General features: G+C 71.3%; 9 protein-coding genes. 1 reads left to right on the top strand and 8 read right to left on the bottom strand.

What is annotated here, in order from left to right:
- Positions 1 to 137 precede the first annotated feature (137 nt).
- From ACZ7FF_RS14750 to ACZ7FF_RS14740, 3 genes are all read right to left on the bottom strand, one after another.
- Positions 138 to 1,184, bottom strand: a complete 1,047-nt coding sequence (locus tag ACZ7FF_RS14750) for a BMP family lipoprotein (protein ID WP_470812475.1) — start codon at positions 1,182 to 1,184, stop codon at positions 138 to 140.
- Between the two features lie 212 nt (positions 1,185 to 1,396).
- Complete coding sequence (locus ACZ7FF_RS14745; RefSeq protein ID WP_470812473.1) at positions 1,397 to 2,425, bottom strand: BMP family lipoprotein; 1,029 nt, start codon at positions 2,423 to 2,425, stop codon at positions 1,397 to 1,399.
- A 361-nt stretch (positions 2,426 to 2,786) separates the two neighbouring features.
- Complete coding sequence (locus tag ACZ7FF_RS14740) at positions 2,787 to 4,025, bottom strand: amidohydrolase (RefSeq protein ID WP_470812763.1); 1,239 nt, start codon at positions 4,023 to 4,025, stop codon at positions 2,787 to 2,789.
- Between the two features lie 234 nt (positions 4,026 to 4,259).
- On the opposite strand from ACZ7FF_RS14740, the gene ACZ7FF_RS14735 reads away from it, so the two are divergent.
- Positions 4,260 to 4,913, top strand: a complete 654-nt coding sequence (locus tag ACZ7FF_RS14735; protein ID WP_470812471.1) for a class I SAM-dependent methyltransferase — start codon at positions 4,260 to 4,262, stop codon at positions 4,911 to 4,913.
- Here ACZ7FF_RS14735 and ACZ7FF_RS14730 read toward each other — a convergent pair.
- The 5 genes from ACZ7FF_RS14730 to ACZ7FF_RS14710 all read right to left on the bottom strand — a co-directional run bounded on the left by ACZ7FF_RS14730 (position 4,910) and on the right by ACZ7FF_RS14710 (position 10,482).
- Positions 4,910 to 5,614, bottom strand: a complete 705-nt coding sequence (locus ACZ7FF_RS14730) for an alpha/beta hydrolase family protein (protein WP_470812469.1) — start codon at positions 5,612 to 5,614, stop codon at positions 4,910 to 4,912. The genes ACZ7FF_RS14735 and ACZ7FF_RS14730 overlap by 4 nt on opposite strands.
- 139 nt (positions 5,615 to 5,753) lie before the next feature.
- Positions 5,754 to 6,902 (bottom strand): hypothetical protein, encoded by a 1,149-nt coding sequence (locus tag ACZ7FF_RS14725; protein ID WP_470812467.1) that lies wholly within the window; start codon positions 6,900 to 6,902, stop codon positions 5,754 to 5,756.
- A 43-nt stretch (positions 6,903 to 6,945) separates the two neighbouring features.
- Positions 6,946 to 7,884, bottom strand: coding sequence for an N-acetylneuraminate synthase family protein (locus tag ACZ7FF_RS14720; protein ID WP_470812465.1), 939 nt, complete (start codon positions 7,882 to 7,884; stop codon positions 6,946 to 6,948).
- A gap of 13 nt (positions 7,885 to 7,897) precedes the next feature.
- Positions 7,898 to 9,136: a cytidylyltransferase domain-containing protein gene (locus tag ACZ7FF_RS14715; RefSeq protein WP_470812463.1), complete on the bottom strand. Its 1,239-nt coding sequence runs from the start codon at positions 9,134 to 9,136 to the stop codon at positions 7,898 to 7,900.
- Between the two features lie 23 nt (positions 9,137 to 9,159).
- Positions 9,160 to 10,482, bottom strand: coding sequence for a DUF6716 putative glycosyltransferase (locus tag ACZ7FF_RS14710; RefSeq protein WP_470812461.1), 1,323 nt, complete (start codon positions 10,480 to 10,482; stop codon positions 9,160 to 9,162).
- Positions 10,483 to 10,643: the final 161 nt, after the last annotated feature.

The following is a 10,643-nucleotide window of genomic DNA, read 5'->3' as shown; positions in this document are numbered from 1 at the left end:
CCGAGCATTTTGCCGCGCGAACGGGGTGCGGGCAGCCAGTGCTGCTCGATCGCCGGGAGGATCATCTCCACACCCCGTTCCGCGGGCGTAACGCTGCCACTACAGCGTCATGTAGGCCAAGGCTTCCGACTCGATCGTCAGGAGGTCTTCACCGTGATGCTGCCGTTCTTGATGCCCTCTTCGGCCTTCTTGATCGCGGCCTGCATGTCCGCGTTGCCCTTGAAGACCGGGTTGGAGTCGGCCAGGCCGACGCCACCGTTCTGCAGGGAGCCGCGGATGTCGCCGGACAGCGGCTTCTTGTCCTTGATGACCGACTTGGCGAGGTCGTAGACCGCACCCTCGACGTTCTTCAGGGCCGAGGTCAGGATGTACTTCTTGTACTTGGCCAGCGCGCTCTGGTTGTACTGGTCGGAGTCGACGCCGATGGCCCAGACCTTGTGCTCGGCGGCGGACTTGATCACGCCCTGGCCGGAGAGGCCGGCCGCGGCGAAGAGGACGTCGGCGCCCTGGTCGATCTGGCCGTTGGCCGCGTTCTCACCCTTGTCCGGGCTGGAGAAGCCACCCTCCTGCGCGGTCTGCGTCAGGTACTGCGACTCGACCTTGATCTTCGGGTTGACCGACTTGGCGCCCTGCTCGTAACCCGCCTCGAACTTGTGGATCAGGGGAACGTCCACGCCACCGATGAAGCCGATGTGGTTCTTCTTCGTCGCCTTGGCCGCGGCCACGCCGGCGAGGTACGAGGACTGCTCCTCGTGGAAGACCATGTCCGCGACGTTCTTCGTCTGGACCTCGTCGTCGTCGATGATGCCGAAGTTGACCTTCGGGAACTTGGCGGCAGCCTCCTTCAGGGCAGGCGCATACGCGAAGCCGACGCCGATCACCGGGTTGTAACCGGCCTTGGCCAGGGTCTCCAGGCGCTGGGCCTTGTCCGCGTCCGACTCGCCGTCCTGGGGCTCGATGTCCCGGCCGCTGACGCCGAAGTCCTTCTCGGCCTTCTGGAAGCCCGCGTAGGCGGCGTCGTTGAAGGACTGGTCGCCCTTGCCGCCGACGTCGTACGCCAGGCCGAGGCCCTTGGACTTGCCCCCACCCGTGGAGGACGTGGACGAGCTGCCACAGGCAGAGACGGTCAGCGCGAGCGCTGCGGTCGCAACGCCTGCAATCGTGATACGGGACACCCGGCGCATGGAACGTGACTCCTTTGTGCAAGCGCCCAAACCAGGCGCTGGTTCCGCCGCAGCGTAACGCGCGTAGACCTGACGGAAAACCCCCAATGTCCGGTCCGTTATCGAGCTGTGGCCACAGTCACGGCCCAAGGTTACGGGCAGCAGTGCGCCCCTTGCGGAAGGCAAGGGGCGCATGGCCGACGGGCCCCCGGGCGAGGGGGCGCCGGGACGGTTTACTTGGTGTTGACCGTGATCTTGCCGTCGGCGATGTCCTGCTTCGCCTTGTCGACGGCCGCGACGACGTCCTTCATCGCCTGGTACTTCGGGTTGGAGTCGGCGAAGCCCACACCGCCGGTCTTCAGGTCGCCCCGGACGTCGCCGCTCAGCGGCTTCCCGTCGTGGACCGACTTGGCGAGGTCGTAGACCGCACCGCCGACGTTCTTCAGGGCCGAGCCGAGGATGTAGTCCTTGTACTTGGCCAGCGCGCTCTGGTTGTACTGGTCGGAGTCGACGCCGATGGCCCAGACCTTGTGCTCGGCGGCGGACTTGATCACGCCCTGGCCGGAGAGGCCGGCCGCCGCGTACAGCACGTCCGCACCCTGGTCGATCTGGCCGTTGGCCGCGTTCTCACCCTTGTCCGGGCTGGAGAAACCGCCCTCCTGCGCGGTCTGCGTCAGGTACTGCGACTCGATCTTGATCTTCGGGTTGACCGACTTGGCACCCTGGACGTAGCCCGCCTCGAACTTGTGGATCAGGGGGACGTCCACACCGCCGATGAAGCCGATGTGGTTCTTCTTCGTGGCCTTGGCGGCCGCGACACCGGCGAGGTAGGAGGACTGCTCCTCGTGGAACACCATGTCGGCCACGTTCTTCGCCTGGATGGTGTCGTCGTCGATGATGCCGAAGGTCACCTTCGGGAACTTGGCGGACACCTCCTTCACGGCCGGGGCGTACGCGAAGCCGACGCCGATCACCGGGTTGTAACCGGCCTTGGCCAGGGTCTCCAGGCGCTGGGCCTTGTCCGCGTCCGACTCGCCGTCCTGGGGCTCGATGTCCCGGCCGCCGATCTTGAAGTCCTTCTCGGCCTTCTGGAAGCCGGAGAAGGCGGCGTCGTTGAAGGACTGGTCGCCCTTGCCGCCGACGTCGTACGCCAGGCCGATCCCCTTGCCCGCGTACTTGCCGTCCTTGCTGGAGGTGCTGGTCGAGTCGGTACTGGACTTGCCGCAGCCGGCGGCCGCGAGCGCGACGACCGCGACGGTCACCGCGGCCCGCGTGAGGTTCGTTCTCCGAGAGGTCTTCCGAGTAAGCAGACGCACAGCTAGCACCCCTTCATCCCCACGGCCCGCCGTCACGGGCCGCCATCCCCAAACGCGCCGCCTGTCGTGGCGATTTCGGCGCACAGTAACGCGCGTAGAAGAGCAGAGGAACGGGGTTCCTCCGGGCCGTTATCGATTCGTGCCGACCGCGGGTGACGGCCGCGAGCCGGCGGTCGCGTCCGGCCGGCACCGAAGAGACGGGGCACGAAGAGGCGGGACGCATGGAGAGGGGAGGCGAAGAGGCGAGGGGGCAGCGAGCCGGTGCCCCCTGTCCGCCGGACGAGCCGGGCCGTCCGGCGGACACGGCTCAGACCTCCGCGGCGAGGGTCTCGTCCAGGAACGCCGCCGCCGTGAACATCTCCACGCCGACCGTGATCGCGTGCTCGTCGGCGTCGAAGTCACCCTGGTGCAGGTCGCGCACCGTGCGCTCGCCCGGCCGCCGCACGCCGAGGCGGGCCATGGCGCCGGGCACGTGCTCCAGGTACCAGGAGAAGTCCTCCCCGCCCAGGCTCTGCTCGGTGCTCTCGACGGACTCCCGGCCCCGCCGGGCGGCCATCGCGCGCCGCAGCAGCTCGGTGGACTCCCGGTCGTTCACCACGGGCGGCACCCCGCGCACGTAGTTGATCTCCGACTTGGCCCGGTGCATGGTGGCGACCTCGTCGATGGCCGCGTGCACGATGTCGGGGGCCTGCCGCCAGGCGTCCAGGTCCAGGCAGCGGATGGTTCCGGACAGCTCGGCGTGCTGCGGGACCACGTTCGGCGCGTGGCCGGACTCGATGCGTCCCCAGGTGAGCGCCAGCCCCGCGCGGGTGTCGACACGGCGGGCGATCAGCGCGGGCACGTCGACGGCGACCCGGGCGGCGGCGGTGACCAGGTCGGTGGTCAGATGCGGCCGGGCGGTGTGCCCGCCGGGGCCGTCCAGTGCCACCTCCAGCCGGTCGCAGGCGCTGGTGATCGGGCCGTGCCGCAGCCCGACCTTCCCCGCGTCCACCCGGGGGTCGCAGTGCACCGCGAGGATCCGCGCCACCCCGGCCAGCGCGCCGTCCTCGATCGCCCCGAGGGCGCCGCCGGGCAGCACCTCCTCGGCGGGCTGGAAGACCAGCCGCACGGGCCGGGCCAGCAGTCCCTTGGCGTGCAGGTCGGCGAGGACCAGCCCGGTCCCGAGCACCACCGTCGTGTGCACGTCATGGCCGCACGCGTGGGCCCGGTCGGGCACGGTGGACCGATAGGGGCAGTCGGCCTTGGTGTCCGGGATCGGCAGGGCGTCGATGTCGGCACGCAGCGCGAGCAGCGGCACGGTGGGACGCTCACCCTCCCGGAGCCCGATGTCGCACACGAGTCCGGTTCCGGTGGCGAGGACGCGGGGGCGCAGCCCGGCCTTCTCCAGCCGCTCCTTGATCGCGGCGGTCGTACGGAACTCCTGGTTGCCGAGCTCGGGGTGCATGTGCAAGTCGCGACGGAACGCGACGAGTTCGGCGTGCAGGGACTCGCTCAGCACGCCGGGGAGCACATCCCCCGGGAGGCCGGCCTCGGACTCTAGGGACATCAATTGCTTCACCCTCTGAAGGGTAGGACGCCCGACTGATCAACTACCCCTCGATCAACAAAAGTTCAGCCCGTTAGGGGAAGAAAATCTGACCGGCGGACGCATGGCGGCGGACACTGATGGGTAAAACCTTTGTTTCCTCCTTCCACCCTTACCACGGCTTACCTGAGTCACGCTCGTCATGTCCACGAACCGGACCCCGGCGCGGCCCGGGTCCGGCTAGGGTCCGCAGTCGTGACCGACCCGCCCGAGGACTTCCTCCAGACGACCCGCACCTCCTACGACGTGATCGCCAAGGACTACACGGCCCAGCACCCGACCGGTCTGCGTCATCCCCTGGACCGCACCCTGATCACCACCTTCGCCGACCTGGTCACGGCGAACGGCACGGCCCCCGTCGCCGACCTGGGCAGCGGCCCCGGCCACGTCACCGCACTCCTGCACGGGCACGGCGTCCCGGCCTTCGGCGTGGACCTCTCCCCCACCATGGTCGCCCTGGCCCGTGAGGCGCATCCGCAACTGCGCTTCCACGTCGGCTCGATGACCGCCCTGGACCTGCCCGACGCGACGCTGGGCGGCATCCTCGCCCTCTACTCCACCATCCACGTCCCCGACGCCCACCTGCCGGCCGCGTTCGCCGAGTTCCACCGCACCCTGGTCCCCGGCGGCCATGTCCTGCTGGCCTTCCAGTCCGGGACCGGCCCGGGCCAGCTCCGTCTGGCGGAGCGCTTCGGCCACGAGATCACCCTCGACTACTACTGGCGTACGCCCGAACAGGTCACGGAGCTGCTGACCGGGGCCGGGCTGGAACTGGTGGCGACCCTGTTCCGGCAGCCGGCCGAGGAGGAGACGCGGCCACGGGCGTTCGTGCTGGCCAGGAGGCCCTAGGGGGTCAGGGGGGCGGCGGCGAGTTCGGCGAGGTGCCGGGCCGTGCCCGCGGGATCGACGATCTGGTGGAGGTGCGCGCCGGGCAGGTGCGCCACGCGCCAGCCGCGTGCGCGCGCCTCGGCGGCACATTCCTCGTACGGGGGGCCGAACAGCAGATAGGAGCAGGGGTGGTCCTGCCAGCCGTCCGGGACGGGGATCCGCTGCTCGTAGTAGGACAGGGGCAGCCGGGGCTGCTCCGCGACGACGGTCCGGCGTACCTCCGGGTCGGAGAACATGGGGGCGACGTCCGCCTCGTCCCACCAGTCGGTCCAGCGCGGGAGCCTGCCGTTCACGGCCTTCGGCCTGAGGAGGTCCAGCAGCTCGGGAGGGGCGACGGGGGTGGCGCCCGCCCGGGCCGGCAGGGCGGCGTCGACGAAGACGGAGGCGTTCACCGGCCGGTCGAGTCCCGCGCGGACCACCGGCAGGAAGAGCCCCGCGTTGCTGTGCGCCACCAGGGTGACGGGCCGCCCGGCCGGGAGCTCCCGCAGGGCGTCGCGGACGGCGCTCACGGCACGGGGCCAGAAGGGCGGCCCGCCGGCGCCGACGTCCAGCAGTGACGGCACCAGCGCCTCGTGTCCCGCCGCCCGGAGGAGCCCGGCCACGGGCAGCCAGGTCGAGGGGCCCACGGACGGGCTGTGCACCAGAACGAAGACTGTCTCCATGCGCCGATCCTGCCGTCCGCACGGCGTGGGGCGCGACGGTCTCTGCTCACGGCAGAGCCGCCGGCGCAGGCTCAGGAGCGCCGAAAAGCCCTTCCCCCGCCGGGAATTGGGCCGGCTGCGGAGTGCCCCCGGGCGGTTCTCAGGCGAAGCTCACCGCGGCCAGGCGGTGCACGTCCCGAGCCGTGCCCGTGACACCGGACAGAAACCCCTGGGCGCGCGGGGACGCGTTCTCCGTCAGCCAGCTGGGGTCGATGTCGCAGACCGCCACGCGCACGCCGGTGCCCACCAGGGCCAGCGGCAGGGTGTGGACGACCGTCGACGGGAAGCTGAGCACGGTGCGGCCGATGGGCCCCCGGCGGGCGATCAGCTCCAGGGGGAGGTCCGGGCGGACGATCTCCAGTCCCGTCTCCGCGGCCAGCCGGTGCAGCTTCTCCGCGCTCTCCCGGCGGTGCGCGAAGTAGCGGGTCGCCCCGTGCGTCTTGGCCAGGTTGCGGACTGCCTCCAGATAGCGGTCGCCGTCCACCACCCCGGTCTCGACCAGGGAGGTGCCCACCATGTCCGCGCCCTTGGTGATGCGCGGGGGCCCGAAGCGGGCCCGGGTCCAGGAGAAGTCGTTGGCGGTGACGGTGACGCCCTCCGGGGTCTCCGTCACCGGCATGGAGGAGAAGACCTCCACCCGGCGGTGCGCGTTCGGCGTCAGCCTGCGGCGGGCCGAGGAGGACACCGGGGCGAACAGCAGGTCCCGGGGCCCGGGCCGGCCGCCCTTGCGGTGCCAGCGCACCAGGCGCTCGCCGCGGGCGAGCTGGGCGACGAACTCCATCGTCGCCGTGCCGTCGTCGACCACGACCAGGTCCTTCGCGCTGGTGATGGTCAGCAGCAGCTGCACATAGCGGGAGAACGGGTCTCCCATGACGATGCGGTCGGCCCGGCGCAGCGAGCCCGCCAGACCGCCGATGGTGGCGAAGGGCGCGGTGGTGCCGCCCCGCGCCTCCTCCCAGCGCACCCGGTACCCCTCGTCCCGTGCCAGGTCCGCCATGCGGCGCAGCTGGCCCCGGGTCATGGGGTCGGTCGGGGCGAGGACGACGACCGTGAGGTCCGCGCCGGCCGGTGGCGTGTCGCCGGCCACCGTCCGCCGCACCTGCGCGGGCACGGACGGCAGCGGGTCCGGCTCGGCGCCGCGCAGTCCGTGCAGGTGGGCCCACTCCAGCACGTTCAGCAGCTGGACCGGGCTCTCCACGAAGGCGAGCGTGCGGGGAGGGTGGCCGGCTCGACCGGCGCGGGGGCTCATCGGGGTACGACCGTCCCGTCGTAAGGGGATCAGGAGGCCGGGGTCAGACCGCGACGGGCTCGCCCGCGGCCGCCGCGATCTCCGCCTCGGCGACGACGCCCGCGACCCGGCGCAGCTTCTTCATCGGGCCCATCTCGGAGTCGTAGACCTTCTTGACGCCGTCACCGAGGGAGGCCTCGATGGTGCGGATGTCGCGGACGAGGCGCGTGAGGCCCTGCGGCTCCACGGAGGCGGCCTGGTCGGAGCCCCACATGGCGCGGTCGAGGGTGATGTGGCGCTCGACGAAGGTCGCCCCGAGCGCGACCGCGGCGAGGGTGGTCTGCAGACCGGTCTCGTGGCCGGAGTAGCCGATCGGGACGTTCGGGTACTCCTTCTCCAGCGTGTTGATCACGCGGAGGTTCAGCTCCTCGGCCTTCGCCGGGTAGGTGGAGGTGGCGTGGCACATGAGGATGTTGTCCGAGCCGAGGACCTCGACCGCGTGGCGGATCTGCTTCGGGGTGGACATGCCGGTGGAGAGGATGACCGAGCGGCCGGTGGCGCGCAGGGCGCGCAGCAGCTCGTCGTCGGTCAGGGAGGCGGAGGCCACCTTGTGGGCGGGGACGTCGAGCTTCTCCAGGAAGGCGACGGCCTCGGTGTCCCACGGGGAGGCGAACCAGTCGATCCCCTTCTCCTTGCAGTACTCGTCGATCTGGCGGTACTCGTCCTCACCGAACTCCACGCGGTGGCGGTAGTCGATGTAGGTCATCCGGCCCCAGGGGGTGTCGCGCTCGATGTCCCACTGGTCGCGGGGGGTGCAGATCTCCGGGGTGCGCTTCTGGAACTTGACCGCGTCGCAGCCGGCCTCGGCGGCCACGTCGATCAGCTTGAACGCGTTCTCCAGCTCACCGTTGTGGTTGATGCCGATCTCGCCGCAGATGTAGACGGGGCGGCCGGGGCCGACCTCGCGCGAACCGAACGTACGGATGCGGGAGTTGCTGCTCATGGGGGAGATTTCCTTACTTGGGGAGGGAGTCGAGAGAGGGGCCGAGGATCCAGCTGGCGATCTCTCGGATCGCGCCGTCACCGCCGGGGACGGTGGTGACCGCGCGTGCGGCGCCGCGTACGACGTCATGGGCGCTCGCGACCGCCACGGGCCAGCCGACGAGGGCGAAGCACGGGAGGTCGTTGACGTCGTTGCCGACGTAGAGCACGCGCTCCGGCGCGATGCCCTGCTCCTCGCACCACTGCTTGAGGGCGAGGTCCTTGCGGTCGATGCCGTGCAGCACCGGGAGCTTCAGCTTCCGGGCGCGGGCGGCGACCACCGGGTTCTGTTCCGTGGACAGGATCAGCATCTTCAGGCCGCTCCTGCGCAGCGCCGCGATGCCGAGACCGTCCCCGCGGTGCACGGAGACGAACTCCCGTCCCTCGGAGTCGATCAGCACCCGGTCGTCGGTCTGGGTGCCGTCGAAGTCCAGTACGACCGCGTCGATGTCGTCGGCGGTCGGCAGCGAACCGGGGCGGTCCGCGTCGAACAGGGGGGCGAGGGCCCGGGCCCGCGCGAGGTCGTGCGGATCGTCGATCTCCAGCACGCGCGCCGGGTCGGTGCGCACCAGCTCGGTACGGCCGAAGAAGCGGTGCTGGTGCTTGCGGAAGCCCGCCGCGTCCATCGCGTAGGCGGCGCCGGTCTCCAGCAGGTCCTGGGGGCGGTCCTGGCGGCGGGGGCGGAAGGACTTGTCGTGGTTGACGCCGAAGCCGCCGTCCGAACCGTCGGTGGCGTGCTCGCCGTCCCGCCACACGAAGCCGTGGAAGGGGGCGACGGTCACGGCGGTGTCGGCGCCGTCCTCGACGACGGCCGCCGCCACCCCGTCGACGTCCTCGCGGACGAGGAAGGGGCTGGTGCACTGCACGAGGAGCACCGCGTCGACGGCCGCTCCGTGCAGCGCCTCGTGGGCGTCCATGGCGTGCAGGACCGCGGCCTCGGAGGTGGCCGTGTCGCCGGCGATGGCGGCCGGGCGCAGCACGACCTCGGCGCCGGCCTGCCGCGCGGCGGCGGCGATGGCCTGGTCGTCGGTGGAGACGACGACATCGGTGACGAGCCGGGTCGCGCGGCACTCGCGCACCGCCCGCGCCACCAGCGGGACACCGCCGACGGGGGCGAGGTTCTTCGCCGGTACGCCCTTGGAGCCGCCGCGCGCGGGGATCACCGCGAGCACCCGGGGCACCGACGCGCCCTGGCCCGCTTCCGGGTTGGACATGGGGTCTACTCCTTGCAGAGAGGTCACAGCTCCCCCATCCGCCGGATCACCGGGGCCACCCGCTGGACGCCGTGGCGGTAGGCGCCGCGGGCGACCCGGCGCACGATCTGGCGCACCGGTCCGGGTGCCTTGTCGGCGGCGGGCGCGCCGGGCAGCGGAGCGCCGTCGGGGCCGAGGTGGTGACGGGCGAGGATGCCGGGCAGATAGCCGGGCGCGGTCTCGGGGGTGTAGTAGGGGTTCAGGGGCGGCAGGCCGCCCGGCCGGGCCAGCAGCTCGGCGATGCGTCCGCGGGCCGTGTCGAAGGCGCCCTCGTACGCGCCGCCGCCGGCGGCCACGCCCTGGCGGGCCACCCACTCCTCGTCCGGCACCGGACGGTGGCCGGCGTCGAGCTGGTCCCAGGAGGCGAGGCACCCGGAGCCGGTGAAGTGGTGGTTGCCGAGCGCCTCGCGCACCCCGAGGTCGGTCAGGACGACCGTGGGGACACGGCGGTGCAGGGCCTCCAGGGCGGCGGTGGAGCTGACCGTGACCAGCAGGTCGGTACGGTCGAGCACCTCGCCCATGTGCCCGTACACCAGACGGAAGTTGGCGGGCAGTTCCCTGCCCTGCGCCAGCTTCTGGTACGGCAGTTCCTCGATGTGGGTGGTGTGTTCGCCGGGCTTGGAACGCAGCTTCAGCAGCACCTCGCGCCCGGGGTGCCTGCGGGCGTGCTCGACGAGCCGGTCCAGCAGGTACGTACGGTCCTTGCGGCTCTCCGGGACGGACGGCTGGGCGGCGAACACCACGGTGTACGGGTCGTGTTCACCGGCGTACGGCGCCCCGCCGAGGAAGGGCAGCGCGACCTCGGTGACCGAGGAGGCGTCGGCGCCCACGCCCTCGTACACGGCCCGGAACCGGTCCGCGTCGTGGCGGGAGTTGGCGAGGACCAGGTCCGCGCCGTGCCGCAGCAGCAGCCCGTCGGCGAGCTTCTCGTAGACGACACCGACGTATCCGGTGACGACGACGGGACGCCTGCCGGAGCCCCAGACGTTGCGGAGCCCGTGCAGCATCGCCTGCACACCGCCGCCGACCAGCGCGAGGACGAGCAGGTCGTAGGGTTCTTCGGTGGCCTCGCCCATCGCGCGCAGGAACTCGACGCCGGTGACCTCGTTGAGGGAGTCCGCCCGGACGCCGACTTCCCGGAGCTGGCGGGCGGTCGGGGTGGCGCGTCCCCGCAGGAGGTAGCCGTCGAGCCGGACCTCGGCATCCGCCGGAGTGAGACGCTGCGCGGTGAGCGCGCCCCACTTCCACCGGGTGTCGGAGTCCGCCAGGACGGCGACCCGCAGGGACTTCGTTGCACTTGTTGGCACGCCGAAGACGCTAGGAAGCCATTTCGAGGTTCCGCCCAACCCGAACGCAACAAACGGTTAACAGCACATCGCCGAATGGCGAATCGGGCCGTGATCGCACGGGGAAAAAGCCCGGTTCACAGCTTCGCCACGCGTCGTTCACCCAGTATCAAGCAAGGCGT

The sequence above is a fragment of the Streptomyces sp. NPDC037126 genome (assembly GCF_055605965.1).
This window is presented reverse-complemented; position numbering and strand designations above follow the sequence as displayed.

Coding starts and splice junctions, on each gene's coding strand:
- ACZ7FF_RS14715 (WP_470812463.1), bottom strand. CDS start 9,136: ATGTCCAACCCGGAAGCGGGCCAGGGCGCGTCGGTGCCCCGGGTGCTC.
- ACZ7FF_RS14725 (WP_470812467.1), bottom strand. CDS start 6,902: ATGAGCCCCCGCGCCGGTCGAGCCGGCCACCCTCCCCGCACGCTCGCC.
- ACZ7FF_RS14750 (WP_470812475.1), bottom strand. CDS start 1,184: ATGCGCCGGGTGTCCCGTATCACGATTGCAGGCGTTGCGACCGCAGCG.
- ACZ7FF_RS14720 (WP_470812465.1), bottom strand. CDS start 7,884: ATGAGCAGCAACTCCCGCATCCGTACGTTCGGTTCGCGCGAGGTCGGC.
- ACZ7FF_RS14730 (WP_470812469.1), bottom strand. CDS start 5,614: ATGGAGACAGTCTTCGTTCTGGTGCACAGCCCGTCCGTGGGCCCCTCG.
- ACZ7FF_RS14740 (WP_470812763.1), bottom strand. CDS start 4,025: ATGTCCCTAGAGTCCGAGGCCGGCCTCCCGGGGGATGTGCTCCCCGGC.